Origin of the sequence: Absiella sp. AM09-50 (assembly GCF_003433845.1) — a bacterium.
Taxonomy (GTDB): domain Bacteria; phylum Bacillota_I; class Bacilli_A; order Erysipelotrichales; family Erysipelotrichaceae; genus Hoskinsella; species Hoskinsella hominis.
Window position 1 is genome coordinate 16,206 of record NZ_QVFI01000001.1, and the last position, 20,088, is coordinate 36,293.

At 32.9% G+C, this 20,088-nt stretch carries 23 protein-coding genes; 14 read left to right on the top strand and 9 right to left on the bottom strand.

Annotated elements, in window-relative coordinates:
• Positions 1–219: 219 nt before the first annotated feature.
• On the bottom strand, positions 220–1,203 hold the full coding sequence (locus DW114_RS00075) for a Gfo/Idh/MocA family protein (protein ID WP_117451203.1): 984 nt from the start codon (positions 1,201–1,203) through the stop codon (positions 220–222).
• Between the two features lie 200 nt (positions 1,204–1,403).
• Here DW114_RS00075 and DW114_RS00080 point away from each other — a divergent pair, with 200 nt between their 5' ends.
• From DW114_RS00080 to DW114_RS00095, 4 genes are all read left to right on the top strand, one after another.
• Complete coding sequence (locus DW114_RS00080; protein WP_117451205.1) at positions 1,404–1,793, top strand: (deoxy)nucleoside triphosphate pyrophosphohydrolase; 390 nt, start codon at positions 1,404–1,406, stop codon at positions 1,791–1,793.
• Positions 1,790–2,977, top strand: a complete 1,188-nt coding sequence (locus DW114_RS00085; RefSeq protein ID WP_178695029.1) for a PstS family phosphate ABC transporter substrate-binding protein — start codon at positions 1,790–1,792, stop codon at positions 2,975–2,977. Before DW114_RS00080 ends, DW114_RS00085 begins: the two co-directional genes overlap by 4 nt.
• A gap of 14 nt (positions 2,978–2,991) precedes the next feature.
• Positions 2,992–4,218 (top strand): HD domain-containing protein, encoded by a 1,227-nt coding sequence (locus tag DW114_RS00090; RefSeq protein WP_117451207.1) that lies wholly within the window; start codon positions 2,992–2,994, stop codon positions 4,216–4,218.
• Positions 4,219–4,376: 158 nt separating this feature from the next.
• Positions 4,377–4,931: a GNAT family N-acetyltransferase gene (locus DW114_RS00095; RefSeq protein WP_117451209.1), complete on the top strand. Its 555-nt coding sequence runs from the start codon at positions 4,377–4,379 to the stop codon at positions 4,929–4,931.
• Positions 4,932–5,006: 75 nt separating this feature from the next.
• Here the strand turns inward: DW114_RS00095 and DW114_RS00100 are convergent, their stop codons facing one another.
• On the bottom strand, positions 5,007–5,702 hold the full coding sequence (locus tag DW114_RS00100; protein WP_117451211.1) for a hypothetical protein: 696 nt from the start codon (positions 5,700–5,702) through the stop codon (positions 5,007–5,009).
• 655 nt (positions 5,703–6,357) lie between these two features.
• Between DW114_RS00100 and DW114_RS00105 the strand changes: the two genes are divergently transcribed.
• From DW114_RS00105 to DW114_RS00125, 5 genes are all read left to right on the top strand, one after another.
• On the top strand, positions 6,358–7,638 hold the full coding sequence (locus DW114_RS00105) for an AAA family ATPase (RefSeq protein ID WP_207732804.1): 1,281 nt from the start codon (positions 6,358–6,360) through the stop codon (positions 7,636–7,638).
• Entirely contained in the window at positions 7,639–8,220 is a 582-nt protein-coding gene (locus DW114_RS00110; protein WP_117451213.1) for a hypothetical protein, read from the top strand.
• Positions 8,221–8,457: 237 nt separating this feature from the next.
• Positions 8,458–8,949, top strand: coding sequence for a MarR family winged helix-turn-helix transcriptional regulator (locus tag DW114_RS00115; protein ID WP_117451215.1), 492 nt, complete (start codon positions 8,458–8,460; stop codon positions 8,947–8,949).
• On the top strand, positions 8,939–9,322 hold the full coding sequence (locus DW114_RS00120) for an FMN-binding protein (RefSeq protein ID WP_117451981.1): 384 nt from the start codon (positions 8,939–8,941) through the stop codon (positions 9,320–9,322). The genes DW114_RS00115 and DW114_RS00120 overlap by 11 nt, the downstream gene beginning before the upstream one ends.
• A 1-nt stretch (position 9,323) precedes the next feature.
• Complete coding sequence (locus DW114_RS00125) at positions 9,324–9,860, top strand: flavodoxin domain-containing protein (RefSeq protein ID WP_117451217.1); 537 nt, start codon at positions 9,324–9,326, stop codon at positions 9,858–9,860.
• Between the two features lie 13 nt (positions 9,861–9,873).
• On the opposite strand, the gene DW114_RS00130 is transcribed toward DW114_RS00125, so the two are convergent.
• From DW114_RS00130 to DW114_RS00145, 4 genes are read right to left on the bottom strand one after another with little or no spacing between them, the layout of a single operon-like run.
• Positions 9,874–10,296: a winged helix-turn-helix transcriptional regulator gene (locus DW114_RS00130; protein WP_117451220.1), complete on the bottom strand. Its 423-nt coding sequence runs from the start codon at positions 10,294–10,296 to the stop codon at positions 9,874–9,876.
• Positions 10,297–10,353: 57 nt separating this feature from the next.
• Entirely contained in the window at positions 10,354–11,592 is a 1,239-nt protein-coding gene (locus DW114_RS00135) for a cytochrome c biogenesis protein CcdA (RefSeq protein ID WP_117451222.1), read from the bottom strand.
• A complete protein-coding gene (gene trxA / locus DW114_RS00140; RefSeq protein WP_117451224.1) occupies positions 11,592–11,909 on the bottom strand; it encodes a thioredoxin in 318 nt (105 codons plus the stop codon). Before trxA ends, DW114_RS00135 begins: the two co-directional genes overlap by 1 nt.
• Before the next feature lie 18 nt (positions 11,910–11,927).
• Complete coding sequence (locus tag DW114_RS00145) at positions 11,928–13,265, bottom strand: FAD-dependent oxidoreductase (RefSeq protein ID WP_117451226.1); 1,338 nt, start codon at positions 13,263–13,265, stop codon at positions 11,928–11,930.
• Positions 13,266–13,417: 152 nt separating this feature from the next.
• Here DW114_RS00145 and DW114_RS00150 point away from each other — a divergent pair, with 152 nt between their 5' ends.
• On the top strand, positions 13,418–14,305 hold the full coding sequence (locus tag DW114_RS00150) for a hypothetical protein (protein WP_117451228.1): 888 nt from the start codon (positions 13,418–13,420) through the stop codon (positions 14,303–14,305).
• Positions 14,306–14,584: 279 nt separating this feature from the next.
• Here the strand turns inward: DW114_RS00150 and DW114_RS00155 are convergent, their stop codons facing one another.
• The 3 genes from DW114_RS00155 to DW114_RS00165 are packed head-to-tail and all read right to left on the bottom strand — an operon-like array spanning position 14,585 to position 16,155.
• The gene (locus DW114_RS00155; protein ID WP_117451230.1) at positions 14,585–15,454 is read right to left on the bottom strand and encodes a S66 family peptidase; all 870 of its coding nucleotides are present in this window, start codon (positions 15,452–15,454) and stop codon (positions 14,585–14,587) included.
• Between the two features lie 45 nt (positions 15,455–15,499).
• Positions 15,500–15,913, bottom strand: a complete 414-nt coding sequence (locus DW114_RS00160) for a hypothetical protein (protein ID WP_117451232.1) — start codon at positions 15,911–15,913, stop codon at positions 15,500–15,502.
• On the bottom strand, positions 15,910–16,155 hold the full coding sequence (locus tag DW114_RS00165) for a helix-turn-helix transcriptional regulator (protein WP_117451234.1): 246 nt from the start codon (positions 16,153–16,155) through the stop codon (positions 15,910–15,912). The genes DW114_RS00160 and DW114_RS00165 overlap by 4 nt, the downstream gene beginning before the upstream one ends.
• Positions 16,156–16,352: 197 nt before the next feature.
• Between DW114_RS00165 and DW114_RS00170 the strand changes: the two genes are divergently transcribed.
• The 4 genes from DW114_RS00170 to recQ all read left to right on the top strand — a co-directional run bounded on the left by DW114_RS00170 (position 16,353) and on the right by recQ (position 20,059).
• A complete protein-coding gene (locus DW114_RS00170) occupies positions 16,353–16,766 on the top strand; it encodes a helix-turn-helix domain-containing protein (protein WP_117451236.1) in 414 nt (137 codons plus the stop codon).
• A gap of 270 nt (positions 16,767–17,036) precedes the next feature.
• Positions 17,037–17,378 (top strand): PTS lactose/cellobiose transporter subunit IIA, encoded by a 342-nt coding sequence (locus DW114_RS00175; protein WP_117451238.1) that lies wholly within the window; start codon positions 17,037–17,039, stop codon positions 17,376–17,378.
• A gap of 69 nt (positions 17,379–17,447) precedes the next feature.
• Entirely contained in the window at positions 17,448–18,251 is an 804-nt protein-coding gene (locus DW114_RS00180) for an HAD-IIB family hydrolase (protein WP_117451240.1), read from the top strand.
• Positions 18,248–20,059: a DNA helicase RecQ gene (gene recQ, locus DW114_RS00185; protein ID WP_117451242.1), complete on the top strand. Its 1,812-nt coding sequence runs from the start codon at positions 18,248–18,250 to the stop codon at positions 20,057–20,059. Before DW114_RS00180 ends, recQ begins: the two co-directional genes overlap by 4 nt.
• The last annotated feature ends 29 nt before the right edge of the window (positions 20,060–20,088 follow it).

A 20,088-nucleotide genomic window follows, 5' to 3' on the forward strand; every position in this document is an offset into this window, starting at 1 on the left:
TTTGTGATAATTTTATGAAATGTGTTACATTTTAACATAAATATAACAAAATGTATTTTCTAATAATAAAAGTGCTAAATTTGTTCAACAATCAAAATCATTTGTTTTTCAATCGTGATATATTTATGTGATTCACATCATATTCTTTTCCTGTCAAAATGAAAAATTCTTACATTATGACAAGAATATATAAAAAAGCAGTAACATCTACGTTACTGCCTAGTTACGGTCTGCGTCAAATACAATACCGCCATCTTTTCTTGCTGTTTCATAAACTTCCATGACCATTTGAGAATAATCTAACAATTTCCAACATGTATCATAGTCTTTTTCATGAACGATTTTCACAAAATCTTTCAATTCATAATATAACGCATCTTCATTCTGACTAATCGCAAGAGATTGATTTTCATTTCCTACATTCAACATTGCATTTGCACAGCGGCTTGTTTCTGAATCAACCGTGATATATCCTTTTTCACCTTGAATTTGCGCAATACAATGACTCTTTGTATCTTTACAGCCAACACACACAGCTTTAAAGCCATCATATTCTAAAATCGCAACACCACTGGTATCAATACCATTTTCATGTAAATTAGGATAATAATGAATCTGTGCAGGTCTGCCAAATAATCCCATCACAAAGTGCAGATTATAAATATTGATATCGGATAACGCACCTCCACTAAATGCTGGATTAAATACATTTGGCGTTTCTCCAGCTAAGAATTTATCATAACGGGAAGAGTATTGGGAGAAGTTGCACTGTACCATGCGGATTTTCCCAAGGCGTGATAAATTTTCTTTCACTGCCAGATAATTTGGCATATGAATTGTTACGATCGCTTCAAACAGAAATAACTGTTTTTCCTTAGCCAGCTGTTTTAATTCCATAAATTCTTTTACTGTAGATGTAAACGGCTTTTCACAGATGACATGTTTTCCTGCCAATAAAGCTTCTTTCGCATAGCTATAATGCAAACTGTTAGGGGATGCGATATACACTGTATCAATATCGTTATTCGCAAGCATTTCCTTATAATCTGTATAAATATTTTTTATACCGTATTTCTCACTTAATGGGCGTGCACTCTCTTCTTTTCTGGAATACATGCCAACTGCTTCTACTCCTTCATTTTGTTTTACTGCATTTAAAAACCAATCCACAATAAATCCAGTACCAATTGTTCCAACTTTCATTTGATGATCCTCCTTCTTTCAGGTTTCTTTCCTTTAATATATCATAGAAATCCTCCCTCAAAAAGGATTTTCGAGAAACATTTCACGATTGTTTGATTCTTAACTTTTTCTAACATATCTTAATATTTTCCTGCTTATGGTAAATTTTGATTGTGTTTCTTCACTTGTTTTGTATAATGTAGGTAAGAGAGGTTACGCATATGAAAATAATGGAAGTTGTTTGTGGGGTAATGAAAAAAGATCATCAAGTTTTCATTGCCAAAAGAGGCAGTGGTGTACATGAAAACATGTGGGAGTTTCCAGGTGGCAAGGTAGAGCCTGAAGAAACAAAAGAAGAGGCAATCATCAGAGAATTAAAGGAAGAACTGGATATTGATGTGGAGGTAGAAAGATTTCTTGTGGATGTATTGGATAAACGAGAAGATATCTGTATTCATGTCAGTGCATATTTATGTAATATAAGGAAAGGAACGCCTGTTTTGCATGTACATCATGAAATGGCCTGGGTCAGTGCTAATGAGTTAGATTCTTACACATTTGAGGCCGCAGATGAAGCAATTCTACAATGCGTAAAAAGGGAAATCACATGAAAAATAAAAAAGCAATTCTTATCTTTATCATCGGGGTCGTATTAACATTAATCTCAATCCCATATATGTTCATAAAGCTTTTGATGTTTACATGGTCTACTACACAACAATGGCTATCTTGGGTGTTGTTTGCTACTGTCATGATATGTTATGTCTGGGTATGGCGTAATATCATACATTTTATTCATTTTCAAAAGCTGCTTGTATGGAAAAAGCAGCTGATCTATATAGTATGTATTCTACTATGTGGTGGGACTGTGGTATCTTTTCAGTTATATCATGCATGGGAACATCGCTTTGAAACAATATCCACAGAAGTAGATTTAGAAGAATATAAACCATTTGCATCTGATCGAATCGCAAAACTAGATGAAGCTTCATCTTTACAAATCAAAGCACCGCTTCCGGTATTAGATGGCGCAACTGCTTTATATCCGATTTATTCAGCTTTTGCTCAGGCGATATATCCGCAAGATACTTATTCACCATATGATTCAAAAGTCATTTGCGCAACTACCCCTTATGCTTATGAAAATCTATTGAATAAAACTTCTGATATCATTTTTGTTGGTGGTCCTAGTGAGAAACAGAAAAAGATGTTTTCTGATGCGGGGGAAGAATTGGTTTATACACCAATTGGAAAAGAAGGCTTTGTATTCTTTGTGAATAAGGATAATCCTGTAACTTCATTAACATCCCAGCAGATAAAAGATATCTATAGTGGGAAAATCACGAATTGGAAAGAAGTTGGTGGAAAGGATTCTGAAATACGGGCATTCCAGCGACCTGAAGGCAGTGGCTCACAAAGTGCCATGCTTCGCTTTATGGGAAATACGCCATTAAAAGAACCTATTACAGAAGATGTGCCAGAAGGAATGGGTGGTATCATATCACAAACCGCAGATTATCAAAACCGTGAAAATGCGATAGGATATTCTTTTCGTTTTTATGCCAGTGAGATGGCTTCAAATGATAAAATAAGGTTATTAGAAATTGATGGAGTCGCACCAACAAAGGAGAATATCCAAAATGGCACTTATCCATCCAGTAGTTTTTATGCGATAACATTAAAAAGCAATACAAATGAAAAAGTAAAACAAATATTAGAATGGATCGTTTCGAATCAGGGACAAGAATTAGTAGAAAAAACGGGCTATGTAAGTGAATCATTCAGTAATAAATAAGGCAGGTGAAGCATATGCAGAAAACAGATGAAGTAAAGGTTATGCGTGATCCCATTCATGGATATATTCATGTAGATGAACAGGTGATTTGGGATTGTATCAATGCAAAAGAGTTTCAAAGATTACGAAGAATTCATCAATTAGGCGGAGATTTTCAGGTATATCATACCGCAGAGCATACCCGGTTTTCTCACTCACTTGGGGTGTATGAAATCGTTAGACGAATGGTTGGTGAAATTCCACATTTAAAGGAAAGTCTGAATGAATATGAAAAAGTAACCGCAATGCTGGCGGGCTTGCTACATGATATAGGACATGGGCCTTTCTCTCATGCTTTTGAAGGTATCTCTGCACTGAAACATGAAGAATATACAGTTAAAATCATTTTGGAAAATAGTGAAATTCATCATATACTTGAAGCAGTTGATCCTAATTTGCCGAAGGATGTTGCCAGTATCATTACCTATCAGCACCCTAAAGAATGCATGAATCAGTTAGTGAGTGGACAGTTGGATGCCGATCGTATGGATTATTTGTTGCGTGATGCTTATTTTACAGGTACCAGTTATGGAAATTTTGATCTGGAGAGAATTCTTCGTACCATTCGTATGGTAGATGGAAGAATCGTCGTAAAAGAAAGTGGTATTCATAGTGTGGAAGATTATATCATGGCTCGTTATCATATGTACTGGCAGGTGTATCTACATCCTGTCGCAAGAAGCTATGAGGCATTATTAACCGTATTGTTTAAACGTTTAAAGGATTTGTATCGAATAGATACATCTATTTGTGAAGCAGTCCCTATGTTTGCACCGTTTTTATCAGGAGAAGCTGCCAGTATTGAAGCGTTATATGAACTGGATGAAGCAGCTGCTTTGTATGGCTTATCCTGCTTGATCAAATGGAAAGATGATATTGCTAAAGATTTATCATATCGTATTTTAAATCGAAAACTGTTTGAATACAAAACGATAAGAAACTCAGAAGATGATAAGGATATCATTTCAGAAGTAGAAAAACTGGGATATAATCCTGAATATTATGTATTTCATGATGCAGTATCACAAACACCTTACTCACCATATGCCAGAAATGAAAATGGACATAACATCTGGGTATTAGAAAAAGATGGTTCTGTTGTGGAATTATCAAAGGCCAGTGATATTGTTAAAGCATTAACGAATGCTGATTTAAAAGAAGAAAAAAAGGTTTATTATCCAGTAGAACATCTGGTTCTATAAAGGCAAGTTGGAAAAGATTGCACATCCACTTTTGATCAGAAAGATTTAACAGCTGCCAGATTACAGTATTTTATGAGAAATGATATCTGGAAGGATCGCTTTAGCGAAAGTTGTGAAAATGGATGAACTTTTAAAAATGATAAAGGAGTTGTAATGTTATGAATCATAAAGGCAGTGTGGAACTATTAACAAAACGATTGTTGTTGCGCCCTTTCCGAATGGAAGATGCATATGCTATGTATGAAAATTGGGCAAGTGATGAGGAAGTTGTAAAATATCTTCGCTGGCCTGCACATCAAGATGTGACAATATCTCAAAAGGTATTATCACAATGGACTTCTCATTATCATGAACCTGATTATTATCAATGGGCGATTGAATTAAGAGAAAGTCATCAAATCATTGGAAGCATAAGTGTTGTAAGTAAAAATGAAGAAGTTGGTATGGTACATATTGGCTATTGTATTGGCAGAACATGGTGGCATCAGGGGTATACAAGTGAAGCGTTAGAACGGTTGATTACATTCTTTTTTGAGGATGTGCAAGTCAATCGTATTGAATCACAACATGATCCTAATAACCCGAATTCTGGTCGAGTCATGGCACATTGTGGAATGAAAAAAGAAGGAATCCATCGTCAAGCGGATATCAGCAATCAAGGTATCGTGGATGCATGTATGTATGCGATACTCGCAAGTGATGTAAGAAAATAAACTACCCCATGGCAAACCCGTGGGGTAGTAATTTTTGTTGTACTTAATCTTTGAATTCATTATGTTTATCAATATTTAATCGTTTAGAATAGGTCCTTTTACAACTTCCATATCAATTTCTTTGTATGTTACATTTCCATGGCCATCACTGGCTTTAATGATGATTTTATGATTACCAAGATTCTTTGTGTTAATTTCTTGATTATCAGTTCTTTCATAAGCCTTTTTGTAATCACGTTCTAAATCGGTATTTGAGAAGGTCACAATATATCCAGGATAAAAACGATTGAACTCTTTATTTTGAACAAGTGGAATTTTTTCTTTACTTTTCATATCATAAATATCAAGATCTTTTGTGATATCATAAGTCTTACCAGCTTCCACTTTGATTTTATCTTCACCTTTATAATTGATAATAGGAGCTTTTGTATCATCGATCAATAGAGTATACTTGTGTTCATACTTTTTATCTTTATACTCAACAGAAACATTTAAATCAATAATTCTTCCAACGTTATTTTCATCATAGGTGTAGTTAATCTTGCAATCTTCTTTTTTTACATCACTTCTGAAAGTATGATACATTTCGGTATCTGGAATAGCTTCACCCCATTCAAGAACGATTGCTCCATGTCCATCAATTCCACCGTTTAGTTCAAGGAATGTAACAGGGGGTTGTGTTTCCTCTGTTTTGGCATTCTGACATCCACTTAACAATGCCATAAAACAAGGAATTAGTACAAAAATAGTTGTCTTTTTTAGTTTCTTCATAATAAAAACCCTCCTTTTTTGTTTTATCATAGAGCCTCCATATATAGACTTAATGAACTTTATGCCCATCGTGTAAGTCTTTAATTGATTAGTCGTAAGATGATAATTTGTGTTTTTGATGAAGAAGCTAGTGAATGATAGCTTTTTTATAAGTCATTTTAAACTATTTTTTGTAAACGTTTTCTAATATAATAATACCATATAAAGGTTGTTTGTCAATGATGTATATATCGTAAAATATTTATAATAAGTTTGACAAGGAATAAAAGGAATACAATAATCTAAAAACATTTTTTATATAGGAAAAGAGAATATTCATGAACACAAAAAAACGTTAACTTTTATTTATTGAATAATTATATATCAAATATTTAAAAATAATAATTTTAGTTTCCCTATTTTAGCGCCTATAATCTTAATATTAGAACTTTTCACAATCAATAATAGTGATTCTAGTGAAATACTGATATTATCAATATTATAAATTTATGCTACATATTGTTATTATTGATGTTTGCAGACTTATATTCATTAGTAATATTTTAATCAGTATTTTTCAATAAATGAATAAAAAACGTTAAAAATCATATAATAAAAATGAATATTTGCATAAAATATGCAAAATTCTTTGACAAAACAGTTATATGGAGGTATTATGAAAATGAAAAAGGAGATGGATATCATGTTGTTAGAGTTTTCTTGTTCAAATTATAAATCAATTATGAATAAAGTTACATTTTCATTTTTAGCAAGTAAAGACGACACGTATGAAGATGAACTGAAATCATTTTCTAATTTTAAGGTATTAAGATCTGCTGTGATTTATGGACCAAATGGATCTGGGAAAAGTAACTTTTTGAACGCGATTGAATTTATGCAAGGGCTAATTCTAAATAGTATAAATTATCAACCCGGAGATGATATCTCGCAATACGCACATAAATTAAGTGGAGATGAAACACCTTCTATTTTTTCAATGCAGTTTATAAAAAATGATATCCGATATGCCTATGGATTCTCATTACGAAATAGGTCAGTTGACGAAGAATATCTATATTATTTCCCTAAGAATAGACAAGTTAAAATTTTTGAAAGAAAAGGAATTAGCATTAAACCTGGCGATAAATACAAATCCGCATTTGAACTAAGTTATGAAGTTTTAAAAGAAAATAGATTGTTTTTATCATGTGCAGCTAATTTTTCAAAAATAAAAGAGATTGAACAAGCCTTTTTGTTCTTTAAGGAAGATATTGTGGTCTATAATCCAGAAGTAAATAACTGGACAGAATACTCCATGAAGCTAATACAAAAAAATGAAAAAATTAAGGAGATTTTTATTAATATTTTAAATTCTCTTGGTACAGGAATCAGGGACATCGATACAAAATTTGAAAAAAGAAATATTAGAGTTACAGATTTATCTAAGGAAATGCCAGATACTTTAAAATCTTTGCTATTTGGTGAAACAAATCAATTAAGTGTAAAGTTAATTTATGATCATTTTGAAACAGATTTAGTGAGTGAAGAATCAAGAGGTGTTAAGAAATTATTTGAAGTAATTTGTCCTATCATAGATATATTAAAGAATGGTAAAATTCTTATATGTGATGAGATTGAAACCAGTCTACATGAATCCATCGTTTGGGAAATAGTGTCATTGTTTAAAAAAGCACAAACAAATAAATTTGCTCAATTACTTTTTACTACTCATGATACTAGTTTATTAGACTCAAAGCTATTTAGAAGAGATCAGATTTGGTTTACTGAATTAGATGATAGTAGATCAACTGATTTATATTCGTTAGCAGAAATCAAGAATGTAAGAAAGACAGAAAACCTTAGAAATGGATATATGTTAGGCAAATATAGAGCAATGCCAATCATGAGTCAGAATATTTATTCTTTATTTAACGACGATAAAAAAGAAGGTGTTTAGATGGAAGAAAGGTCATTAGATTTACTACCGAGGTTGGAGGATACTCGTGATAGGCAAATTCCCCAAATTTTGAAATTTGAATTAAATGAAATAAAAGCACATTTTGATGAGGACTTATCTGCAATATCAAGTTTGTTTACAGTATTTAAGCAAAATGAGAAAAATGATGTTTGTGCAAAGTTAATCTTGAGATCGCAAGTTGTTTTGTTGGAAAGTGCTTTTGATTTTTACTTACATGAAATAACAAAATTTGGTGTAAATAAAATCTTTGAGGGATCATGGGTGTCAACAGAGAAATATAAAAACATAGTCATAAAATTAGAAATGGTTGAAAAAATCTTAAACAATGAAGTTAGCGAAAATTGGTTTTTTGAGTTTATAAATCAATATTATTCAAAAGAAACGATGGTTTCTTTTGAATCGATAAAAGATCAAATGAACTTATTAGGTATAAGAATACAAGATATTGCAGATAAGGCTTTTTATGAACAAGGTTCTTCTAAGCCAACAATAACTAAAATGAAAAACATTGTAAATGCGTTATATAAGAGAAGAAATATCATTGCCCATCAGTCAAATTGAGGACATGAAGATGCTGCATATTATCCTATTACCAAAGAACAGGTAAATGACTTTATTGTTGGTGTTGAAAAAATAGTAAATGCAGTACATGAAGTGGCAATGCTGCATGAATGATGGTAAATAAGTATTTAAGTTCTACAAGAAGCTTAGGTACTTTTTTTATTCAAAATTTTAAATTTGACAAATAGGCAACTTGTTGCTATAATTTAGGCAACAAGTTACCTAAAGGAGGCCTATATGGAATTAAAAGATTTGATTGAGAAGTTTTCTGACACAAAAGAAAACCAGCAAAAGGCAGTATTCAACACCATTTTTATCGCTGGGAATAAGCTTCAAACGATATTTGATCAGCATATACCAGATATATCTTTAAAACAATTTATGTTGTTATCCACAATACGTCATGCGGATAAACAAATGACATTTACACAATTGGGGGAGCTATTGGGATGCTCAAGACAAAATATAAAAAAAATCGCCAGTGTGTTAGAGAAAAAAGGTTATGTAAACATTCAAACAAGTTCAGAAGATTCAAGGGCACAATGTATTTGTCCTACTGCTAAGGTACAGGACTTTTTTGAAAATACTTTCCATCAATATCAAAAGGAATTAAAGTTTCTGTTTGAAGTCTACACAGATGAGGAAATGGAGATGTTATTTCATTTGATGATGAAGCTGTATGATGGTATTGAACATTTGGAAAGTGCAGTTAGTAAAGATGAAGCATAAAGGAATTATTATAGTTGGATGTATTTGTTTATTGCTGATTATGGGTGGTGTATTTGCCATGAACCATATTGTAGATCAGGCGGACAGGCTTAGCATGAAAACACCTGATTTAGAAAAGATTGATGATGGAATTTATGAAGGGAAATATGGTATTGTGCCAGTTTCAGTGGTGGTTCAGGTATCTGTTCAAAATCATAAGATGGTAGATATTGCGATTGTAAAACATGAAAATGGTCTTGGAGGCAAGGCAGAAAAAGTTGTAAAGGATATTATAAAAACGCAATCTCTTGATGTAGATACCATATCTGGGGCAACAGTGAGTAGTAAATGTATCATGAAAGCGATCGAACAGGCGCTTGTTAAAGGAGAATAATATGAGCAATCAATTAGTAATATACAAATCAAAGTATGGGGCAACTGAAAAATATGCCAAAATGCTGGCAGAATTATATGATTTTGATATGGTGAAAGTGAGTGATTTTCGTACATCAATGATACAGCATTATGATGTAATTGTATTAGCAGGCGCAGTCTATGCGAGTGGAATATCTGGATTAAAAGTGCTTCAGAAAAATTATTCTGATATGAAAGATAAAATTGTGGCAATCTTTTGTGTAGGGGCTTCTCCATATGATGAAAAAGCAATCCTACAAATAAAGAATCATAATTTAAAAGGGGAATACAGCGATCTTCCATTATTTTATGGCAGAGGTGCATGGGATGAGGATAAGATGAGCTTTAAAGATCGTACCTTGTGTAAAATGTTAAAAAAGGTAGTAGCGAAAAAGGATCCTGCTGCTTATGAACCTTGGGAAGAAGCACTGATCTCTGCATTTGGAAAACAACATGACTGGACAGATGAGTGCTATTTAAAACCATTAATCGCTTATATTCAAACAAACAAAAAGTGAGGACACAACATCCTCACTTTTCTTCTACACATAAATCTTTCGGATCAATCAATTCACCAGTAGCTTCATTTACATAGGCGATTTTTACATTTGCTTCTTTATACTTTAAGCATTTATAACTTTTATCTAAATGCTTGTCACCCCATATCAAGATGGCATTAAATACATCATCTAAATCTTCACTTTTTTCAGTTAAATCATACTGATAGCGTGGGGGGTGTTGTGAATATAAAGAACATTTCAATAAATCATCTTCACATAGATCTTTTAATCGTTTACTTAATAGATTTGTGGGGATACCTTCTAAAGCATCCTGCAGTTCTTTATATGTGTGGTGGCCACATTTCACGGAATGTAAAATTAATAGTGTCCACTTATCACCAATCAGATTTAAACTCTGCGCAATATTACAAGGTAAATCATACTGTTTTTTCATGTTATCATCCCTTTTCGTTCATTATTCCCTAATGTTTTGTTTTATTTAAACATATATTTATTTAATTGCCAAGGTTTTATCTATAATCTGTTGCATAATATCACTTGTTAATTGCCCTTTTGCGATACCATATGGGATACCATCTCTTTTCACCATGATGGTAGTAGGATAGGAACTAATGCCAAATGCACTGCTTATAGCACCATCAGAGTCAAATAATACAGGCATTGTATAATCATTTTCTTTTAAGAAATCATATACACTTTGTTCACCATTTTTCTCACCAGGTGGATAAACAATGGTCAATACTACAACATCTTTACTATCTTTATACTTTTCATATAAAGCCTGAATGTGTGGCATTTCTGCCTGACATGGTGGACACCAGGTTGCCCAGAAATTCAGGAAAATCACTTTGCCACGATAATCCTTGAATGATATCTGGTTGCCATTTTGATCCTTTAATACATAATCAAGAGGTGGTACTTCTGTATTACCAGGTTCTTCATCTTTTTTCTCTGGTTCTTTTTTCTCTTCTGTATCTGTCTGTTTATCCGTTTTCACAGTTTCTTTTTGTGTTGTGGATGGAGATAGATAGCTGGTGATGGTATTCATTTTACCTGTAAACATCATGATTCCCATCAATATCAAAATGACTGCGCCAATTTTTACTGTATAGTTCATAATCTTTTTATGAGAGGAAAGCCATGATAATGCCTTATTGGTAAAAATACCAAGAATCAGAAATGGAATTGTTAAACCTAAAGCATAAATCAACATTAAGCCATTACTGATCAGGAAGTTTTGAGAACTACCTGCCAGAATTAAAATGCTGGATAAGGCAGGACCAATACAAGGTGTCCATGCGAAACTAAACGTAAATCCCATGGCAAATGCCACAAAGATATTCATCGTTTTCTTTGGCTTCATACCTATTTTAAACGTTTTTTCTAGCGTCTTAAATTTAATGATGCCTAATTGATGGATACCTAAAAGAATAATTAAGATACCACCAATTCTTGCGAATAATAGCATATGTGAAGAAAAGAAACTGCTAAAGACACTGATTCCAATATTCATCAAGAAAATAGCTATGAAGATACCGAATATAAAACAGATGGTAAACAGTAATACTTTTCTTTGGGGATGTGGTTCACTTCCACTGCTATGTCCAGCCAGATAACCCATATACACAGGTAACAGTGGTAGTACACAAGGCGAAAAGAAGGATAATAATCCTTCTGTAAATATAAGAAGTAAGCTAATATTGCTTAGTATGTCATTAGGATTAACCATTACTTACCTTCTATAAAGTTCACTAATTTAGGATATGGCTGGTATCCTAAAACTGAATTTACAAGAATTCCTTTTTTGATAAGAAACAGATTTGGGATGGATTGTACCCCAAAACGTGCAGCAAGGTTTGGTTCTTTATCTACATCAACTTTCAAAACTGCCACTTTTCCAGCATATGCTTCTGCCAGCTTTTCAATTTCAGGTGCCAGCATCTTACAAGGGCCGCACCATGATGCATAGAAATCGATAAATACGACTTCATTTTTTTTTATAATTTCATTAAATTCAACTTCATTTGGATGTAATACATTTGACATAATATATGCCTCCTTTACTTATTGTACATTTGAAAATAAATCGTTTAATGCTTCACTCATGGTTGGATGTGTGAAGATGTGATCACGTATTGCCTGATATGGAAGTTTTTGATCCATGGCAAGAGCCACAAAGTTGATCATTTCTTCTGATTCCGCACAGAACAATACACATCCTAACACTTGTTCAGTATCTGCGTCAATTACAGCTTTTAATAAACCGTTTGGTTGTGAGATGACATTGGCACGAGGAATTGCGGCAGCAGGCATCTTTGCGATTTTGATGTTATGAGCAGCCTTTAATGCTTCCTGTTCACTTAATCCTACACGGGAGAATGTTGGGGAAATAAATACAGAATAAGCAATGTTTCCACGATTTTCTGTTGTACGTTTTCCTTCACCAAATAAATGATCTTTCACAATACGATAATCATCTAATGAGATATAGGTAAACTGTAGACCACCTTTGACATCGCCCATCGCATAAATATGAGGAACATTTGTCTGTAGATGTTCATTCACGATTACATTGCCACGTGCATCTACTTTAACACCAGCCTGATCTAAAGCCAAAGCTTTTGTATTTGCATGTCTACCAGCAGCTAGTAAGACACCATCTACAGTTAAGCGATGATTATTTCCTGATGCATCTTTATAGGAAACAACAACCTGTTCGCCATCATTTTCAAATGCTTCTACACTGCTTAAGAATTCAAAAGCAACACCCTGAGATTCTAAAACTTTTTGAATCTCATCAGCGATATCTTTATCCTCACGTTTTACCAAACGTTCCCCATGTTCAAACACAGTAACTTTACTGCCATATCTTGCGTACATACTGGAGAATTCTAAACCAATATATCCACCGCCGATGATCGCAAGGCGTTTTGGCAGCTCTGTCAGCTTCATCAATTCTGCGCTTGTATATACGTGTTTTGTATCATGAATACCTTTAATATTAGGAATATTTGGTTCTGATCCTGTGTTGATAAATAGCATATCACCATATAGAACTTCATCCAGTTCTTCATTTTTAATATGTACTTCATGATCACTTACAAATTGTGCTGTAGCTGTATAAACATCAACATTTTCCAGCTGGTCTAATTTATCGAAGTTTTTCTTTCTCAGTTTTGTGACCAGTATTTCTTTATTTTCTACTGCTTTCGTATATCCGTTTTTATCTGCCTGTATAATCAATGATTTGGAAGGGATACAACCCTCATTGATGCAAGTACCACCATACATCTGGTTGCTTTTTTCTATCATTGCCACATGTTTTCCACGCTTTGCCATTTCAGCGGCCAGCGTTTTACTACCTTTTCCAAAACCAATCATGATTGCATCATATTTTTTCATATTGTTAAGCCTCCTTGCTTATGACACCCATACTATAACACTGTAAATATAATTTGTAAAGTATCTTGAAAAAATAAAGTTACTTTTTTTATTCTTTTGTTTATTGAAGCATATGTTTATGATAAACTTAAAGAAAAAGAGGAGGGGATTTCATGAAACTTACAGAGCTTTTAAAAGAACTCCAGACACAGGTGCCCATGTGCAGCAGTGAGGAACATGATGTGGATACCAGAAAAGCCTATATGAAAAAAACACGTACCTTCTTACATATTATAGAAGAAAGCGGTGTGCTAAAAGAATCTGAAATGAACACCTTAAAACGTATTCGTAATAAGATCAATGACATATGGATCAATTATTTATATGGAAGGGTGAATACGGCATCATCGCAAATGCAAAATCTTCTACAATACCGTATCCATGATGATATTTATATGGATTATTTTCAAAATCCTGGATCTCAGCCAGCTATATTATATCGAGGAAGAATCAGTGAAAAACCACTCACAGATGTGAAATCTTTTTACCATATCCCGTTTAACCAACGCTATTTGATCGGTAATCAGCGTTATAGCTTGTCAGGTATCCCTTGTTTATATCTTGCTTCTAGTATGGATTGTGTTTATGCAGAGCTTGGACAAAAAAAGAACGTTTGTTTATGTGAATGCAAATGTAAGAAAGATTTTCCATTATTTGATATGTCCATTGATTATGAATATATCTTGCATCATAAACGTACCAGAAAGGAAGTCATTGATTTTTTATATACGATGCCTTTAAAATATGCTTGTTCTATCAAGGCATTGGATAATGATGGGGCTAAGTTTAAAACAAATTACATCATTCCACAACTAATCACTGCGACACTTTATAATATGAATACGGATATCAAAGGGATTTGTTATGGCTCTATTGCAGGAAATGATTTATCATATCCCATGCGTTTAAATTATGTATATCTGCCTGTTTATGTTTTGGGAAAAGATATTTATGATATGGAGTTAATAACATCATTTGATATTAAAATAAGAAAAATGTAAAAAAGTATATCCAATAGTGCTAAACTGGCCTTTACTAGGATACTAAAAAATATTTCAAAATAACTATAATTATCAGTCAATTAGAAATCTTTTTTTCATCCACTCTAAAGCAAGAAAGAATTGTTAAACCATCAACAACTTTAATTCTTTTTCCCATGCTTTTGCTTTTTCTTCCAACATTATGAAATCTGGTGTAGCATATTTTATATACCTTATTTTCATATTATTTTTTATTCGATTTATGTAAACTGTAAAAAACATACTCTTTTTTATAATCTTTTAACTGATTTTACATTTAATTTGAATATTTTCACCTATTATCAAACATTTAGAGTCACTATGATGCCCTACAAGATTTGTTTTCGCAATCGGTAAGTTGGGATTATGAATAATCGGTTGAATCAGTTTTACGATATCAGAATGATTATTTTCCTCAAACTTTGTGAAAGTACCAAGTAGTAGACCAGATATTTTATCAAATGCTCCCATCTGTTTCAGCTGATGGAAATAAGTAATCATCTGAGGTGCTTCACCACCAAAGCTTTCTAGAAACAAAACCTTGTCTTGCAGATTAGGAAAATATGGCGTACCGGCAAGTTTTAAGAAGCATCGTATATTGCCACCTACAACAATACCATTAATTTCACTTCCTTGATGGAATGTGAATGTCCAAGGGATATCCATTAGATTGTTAGTTCCTTCTAGCATAGAAGAAAAGAAATCTTTCTGTTGATTAACCTTGTTTTCTTTTATCAAATTTTTTAATTGATACAAATAAGCAGACTGATTCGTCTTTGTATATATAGCATTGATTATCGTAGTCAAATCGCTGTATCCAAAAAAAGGTTTAGGATTTTCTTTGATTATATCAAAATCAAGGTAGCTTAATACTTCATTTGCCATATCCCCGCCTGATATATCGAAAATTGCTTTTATATCCTGATCCATATAGAAGTCCATAAGTGCCATCGCCTTTTGTTGACCAGTGCCACTGTATAAATCTTTTGTTTGGTAAATATATTGAGAAAATACTGGTTCTAGCTGATGGCGTTTCAGTATTTTTTCTAATTCATGAATGCTGCTTTTTGCTTGTATTGGTAATGCATTAGAGCATGCGACGATACCAATTTTATCATTTTCTTTTAACATGGATATCACCTCTTTATCTTTTATATTAATTGAAAATCAAAACTGTTATGCGTGTTTCTCATAATAGATATTTACAAAAAATAAAATTGCTAACTGTATAAACATAATGGCAGTAAAAGTAATAATCAAAGTAATATAAATAATTGAATGATATAAACTATAAAGTACAATGGATATTAAGCTTCCGGCAAGTAGTATATAATTTAAAATTCGCAAAGTGGTTTTATCAGTTTTCATCACAAGTAAAATATCTCGCTCATCCATGTTTCTTGAAGCCACTTCTATGCTTCCTTTTCTATTTGATGAATTGTAAAAGCTAATTATTCCATATATAAAAGTTAATAGAAATGCTAAGATATAACGAGTTTCTTGGTTGCATAAAAAAGTGATAAGACAAACTATCGCAATTATTTCCATAATAATAGCAGTTACAAAATATTTTTGATTTCTAATTTTCATATGATATCCTCCTGATTATTCATAATCTCTCGATCTTCTATTCTTTTATTTTCTTCTAAACAACATAATTCCTCAACACTTGTATTGAAAACTTGTGCTAATCGATAAGCAAGCATAAGTGAAGGGCTGTATTGCTCTTTTTCAATAGAAATGATTGTTCTAGATGAAACATTAACGAGATCGGCTAATTGTTTTTGTGTCATTTTAGCGTTGATTCGCATTTCTTTGATTTTTGTTTTCATATCTATCCCCTTTCTTTTGATGTGAAGCTAGCTTCATGTTAAGCTATTTCTATATTACTTCTGAAAATCATTTTTGTCAACAAAAATATGAAGTATACTTCATGTTGCGAGGATTGTTTCACATATGTTAATTTTTGTTGCTTGTGACATTTAAGAAAGATATATATAATAAATTCGAGAAAGAGGAGATAATAATGATGTTAAATGAAAATATAAAAGCAATAAGAAAACAAAGAGGTCTTTCACAAGAAGAATTAGCAATACGATTACATGTTGTAAGACAAACAGTGTCAAAATGGGAGAAAGGTTTATCCGTGCCTGACTCAGATATGCTAGTAAAAATAGCAGAAGTTTTGGAAGTATCCATTGGTGAATTATTAGGGCAAAGGATGTATGATGAAAAAGATAAAAATGAAATAACAGAGCAGTTAATTCGTATCAATGAACAATTTGCGATAAAAAATAGAAGGTCTAAATTGATATTGAAAATCATTATTGGAATATTGATTGGATTTCTTGTAGTAAATTTAATTTTGATGGTGGTTGGTATGATATCATTTAATTCGTATAATTCCAATACACATGCAGAGGTACAAGAGATAAAGGAATAATGAATAGTATCATAAAAAAAGCTAAGATTTAGGATAATTTTAGCTTTTTTTCTATAATTTGATAACATTTTCAGAATCTTCATTATAAACATGATTATAAAACGCAATCATATAATATAAAATGCATTATCTTCTATCAAGAAAATAATAGTACATATGAAGTGTTGAATTTTATAAGTAAAAACAAAAAGTAAAAAAGTTTTTGAAATCCTGGGTGCCTTAATGCTTCATATATGTTACAATTATTTCATGTGAAGGAGATGCATTTGTATGAGTCAATCAGAGCTGGATATTTTGGAAATCATTTCAAGTGTTGGGCAGGCAAGAAATTATTATATTGAAGCAATTCAGGAAGCAAAAAGCGGGAATTATGAAGCCTGCAACGAGCTGTTAAAAAAAGGAAATGAAATGTATGCGAAGGGGCATCGTATTCACCAGTTAATGGTACAAACAGAAGCAGGTGGAGAACGTGTAGAGTTAAACCTTTTACTTACACATGCACAAGACCAGTTGATGAGTGCAGAGGCATTTAAAATACTTTGTGATGAATTTGTGGATGTTTATCGTAAATTCGATGAAGTAAATAATCGTTTGGATATGCTACAGGGCTAAGTTTTTCTTAGTCCTTTCTTTTGGCTTCAATATCAGATATAATAAAGCGGAAAACGGGAGGAAAAGGATATGCAGAAAAAAATTTTCTTTTTTGATTATGATGGGACATTGGTACATAATACAACAAAACAAATTCCTGAAAGTGCCATGCGTGCATTACAGGAATTAAAAAAACAAGGACATATATTATTTGTGAATACCGGACGTACAAAAGGTATTGTGGATCCAGAAATCTATGACTGGCCTTTTGATGGCATGATTTTAGGTTGTGGAACCTATATTACCTATCATGATGAAATCTGGTTAGATGAAGCTGTGGATGAGAAAGACCATGAAACAATACAAAATATTATGAACAAATATCATAGTGAAGCATTTTATGAAGGTAAAGACTGCCTATACATAAGTGATCATATTCAACATAAAGATTTAATAAACATGATAAAAAGATATAAAGAAAACGGGATAACTATATTACCGGATACTACAGAGCATAAATCGTTTAGTAAATTATTCGTTTGTATGCCAGATATATCTCGAAAAGAGGCATTTGTAGATGAAATGGGTGCTTATTTTACATATATCAATCGAGGAATTGATCGCTGTGAGTTTGTGCCAAAAGGTTATTCCAAAGCGACAGGTATTCAATTCGTTTGTGAAAAGCTTGGTGTAGATAAAGAAGATTGTTTCGTATTTGGTGATAGTAATAATGATATGCCAATGTTTGAATATATTTCTAACAGTGTGTTGATTGGTGGAGAGAATCCAGAGTTATCAAAACATGTGATGTACACCAGCTGTGAGGCATTAGAAGATGGTGTGGAAAAAGCACTGATTGCGTTAGGGTTCATCAAACAGGAATGTGTCAAATGAATGAAATAGAAACGTTAAAGAAATATTTTGGATATGACGCCTTTCGAGAAGGACAAAAAGAGTTGATCACAAACATTCTGCAGGGAAAAGATGTATTGGGAATTATGCCAACAGGTGCTGGCAAATCTATCTGTTATCAGGTACCTGCGGCAATGATGGAAGGTATTACTTTGGTTATATCACCATTGATCTCCTTAATGAAAGATCAGGTTGGGACATTAAATGAAAACGGCATACGTGCAGCTTTTTTCAATAGCTCGTTAACATTTGCTCAATATCAGAAAGCGTTACAACTGGCAAAGCAATATACCTATAAAATCATTTATGTGGCACCAGAGCGATTACTAAATGATGAATTTTTAGCATTCGCAAAACAGATGAATATCGCCATGGTATGTGTAGATGAAGCACATTGTGTCAGTCAGTGGGGACAGGATTTCCGCCCACATTATCTTCAGATACAAAGCTTTTTAAAACAACTGCCAAAACGCCCAATTGTATCCGCTTTTACTGCCACAGCAACATCAGAGGTAAAAGCAGACATCATTCGGTTATTGGATATGAAACAGCCATTTGAAATTACAACAGGATTTGATAGAAAAAATCTTTACTTTGCGGTAGAAAAGCCAAAAGATAAGTATCAGGCATTGTTGTCATATGTAAAGGAAAATAAAAATCAAAGTGGAATTGTTTATTGTCTAACAAGAAAAAGTGTAGAAGAAGTTTGCGAACGTTTAAACAAGGATGGCTTTCAGGCAACACGATATCATGCGGGATTAAGTGAATCAGAACGTTCCAAGAATCAGGATGATTTTCAATATGATCGTAAAACCATAATGGTGGCGACCAATGCTTTTGGTATGGGTATCGATAAATCAAATGTTCGTTACGTTATGCATTACCATATGCCGAAAAACATGGAAAGCTATTATCAGGAGGCAGGTCGTGCAGGGCGTGATGGGGAACGTGCAGATTGTATCTTACTTTATGGCGCAAAGGATGTGCATACCAATTTGTTTTTAATTGAACAAAGTCATATGCAAGAAGATATGGATGAAGATATGCGTGCGAAACTTCAGGCAAAGGAAAAAGAACGATTAAAATCTATGACGTTTTATTGTACGATTTCTGGATGTTTACGCCACTATATGTTGAAGTATTTTGGTGAACAAAGCGAAGGTTATTGTGGGAATTGTTCCAATTGTTTGAGTCAGTATGAGGAACAGGATATCAAACAGGATGCACTACAGGTTGTGGCGTGTATCAAAAGCAGTGGAGAACGTTTTGGGAGAACTATGATTACTGATATATTAAGAGGCAGTGCAAATGCGAAAATAAAAAGCTATCATCTGGATCATAATGAAAGCTATGGATTATTGAAAAAGCATTCAAAAGCTTATATTTATCAAATGATGGATGATTTATTATATCAGGGGGTTCTGAAACAAAGCCAGGATGGATATGCAATCATAAGTGTGGGGGATGATTCTATACTACATCAAGATAGACCATATTTGATGAAAATTATGAAGGAACAAAAACACAGCATTCCTAAGAAACAAGAAACAATTGTGGATCAGACTTTATTTGAAAGCTTGCGGGAATGTCGAATGGAATTAGCAAAGAAAGCACATGTGCCACCATATATCATTTTCTCTGATAAAACACTTCATGATATGAGTGTGAAACAGCCCGTAAACAAGGAAGAAATGTTGATGATCAGCGGCGTTGGGGAAGTGAAATATCAACGATATGGAAAGGCTTTTTTAGGAGTTATTCAACAATATAAAACCAAGCAGGTACCTTGATATGAAAACCTCAAAAGGCACCTGCTTTT

What these genes read in the sequence shown, in the direction of transcription:
- DW114_RS00075 (WP_117451203.1), bottom strand. Translation starts at nt 1,203, where the DNA reads ATGAAAGTTGGAACAATTGGTACTGGATTTATTGTGGATTGGTTTTTA.
- DW114_RS00080 (WP_117451205.1), top strand. Translation starts at nt 1,404, where the DNA reads ATGAAAATAATGGAAGTTGTTTGTGGGGTAATGAAAAAAGATCATCAA.
- DW114_RS00085 (WP_178695029.1), top strand. Translation starts at nt 1,790, where the DNA reads ATGAAAAATAAAAAAGCAATTCTTATCTTTATCATCGGGGTCGTATTA.
- DW114_RS00090 (WP_117451207.1), top strand. Translation starts at nt 2,992, where the DNA reads ATGCAGAAAACAGATGAAGTAAAGGTTATGCGTGATCCCATTCATGGA.
- DW114_RS00095 (WP_117451209.1), top strand. Translation starts at nt 4,377, where the DNA reads ATGAATCATAAAGGCAGTGTGGAACTATTAACAAAACGATTGTTGTTG.
- DW114_RS00100 (WP_117451211.1), bottom strand. Translation starts at nt 5,702, where the DNA reads ATGAAGAAACTAAAAAAGACAACTATTTTTGTACTAATTCCTTGTTTT.
- DW114_RS00105 (WP_207732804.1), top strand. Translation starts at nt 6,358, where the DNA reads ATGAAAATGAAAAAGGAGATGGATATCATGTTGTTAGAGTTTTCTTGT.
- DW114_RS00110 (WP_117451213.1), top strand. Translation starts at nt 7,639, where the DNA reads ATGGAAGAAAGGTCATTAGATTTACTACCGAGGTTGGAGGATACTCGT.
- DW114_RS00115 (WP_117451215.1), top strand. Translation starts at nt 8,458, where the DNA reads ATGGAATTAAAAGATTTGATTGAGAAGTTTTCTGACACAAAAGAAAAC.
- DW114_RS00120 (WP_117451981.1), top strand. Translation starts at nt 8,939, where the DNA reads ATGAAGCATAAAGGAATTATTATAGTTGGATGTATTTGTTTATTGCTG.
- DW114_RS00125 (WP_117451217.1), top strand. Translation starts at nt 9,324, where the DNA reads ATGAGCAATCAATTAGTAATATACAAATCAAAGTATGGGGCAACTGAA.
- DW114_RS00130 (WP_117451220.1), bottom strand. Translation starts at nt 10,296, where the DNA reads ATGAAAAAACAGTATGATTTACCTTGTAATATTGCGCAGAGTTTAAAT.
- DW114_RS00135 (WP_117451222.1), bottom strand. Translation starts at nt 11,592, where the DNA reads ATGGTTAATCCTAATGACATACTAAGCAATATTAGCTTACTTCTTATA.
- trxA (WP_117451224.1), bottom strand. Translation starts at nt 11,909, where the DNA reads ATGTCAAATGTATTACATCCAAATGAAGTTGAATTTAATGAAATTATA.
- DW114_RS00145 (WP_117451226.1), bottom strand. Translation starts at nt 13,265, where the DNA reads ATGAAAAAATATGATGCAATCATGATTGGTTTTGGAAAAGGTAGTAAA.
- DW114_RS00150 (WP_117451228.1), top strand. Translation starts at nt 13,418, where the DNA reads ATGAAACTTACAGAGCTTTTAAAAGAACTCCAGACACAGGTGCCCATG.
- DW114_RS00155 (WP_117451230.1), bottom strand. Translation starts at nt 15,454, where the DNA reads ATGTTAAAAGAAAATGATAAAATTGGTATCGTCGCATGCTCTAATGCA.
- DW114_RS00160 (WP_117451232.1), bottom strand. Translation starts at nt 15,913, where the DNA reads ATGAAAATTAGAAATCAAAAATATTTTGTAACTGCTATTATTATGGAA.
- DW114_RS00165 (WP_117451234.1), bottom strand. Translation starts at nt 16,155, where the DNA reads ATGAAAACAAAAATCAAAGAAATGCGAATCAACGCTAAAATGACACAA.
- DW114_RS00170 (WP_117451236.1), top strand. Translation starts at nt 16,353, where the DNA reads ATGTTAAATGAAAATATAAAAGCAATAAGAAAACAAAGAGGTCTTTCA.
- DW114_RS00175 (WP_117451238.1), top strand. Translation starts at nt 17,037, where the DNA reads ATGAGTCAATCAGAGCTGGATATTTTGGAAATCATTTCAAGTGTTGGG.
- DW114_RS00180 (WP_117451240.1), top strand. Translation starts at nt 17,448, where the DNA reads ATGCAGAAAAAAATTTTCTTTTTTGATTATGATGGGACATTGGTACAT.
- recQ (WP_117451242.1), top strand. Translation starts at nt 18,248, where the DNA reads ATGAATGAAATAGAAACGTTAAAGAAATATTTTGGATATGACGCCTTT.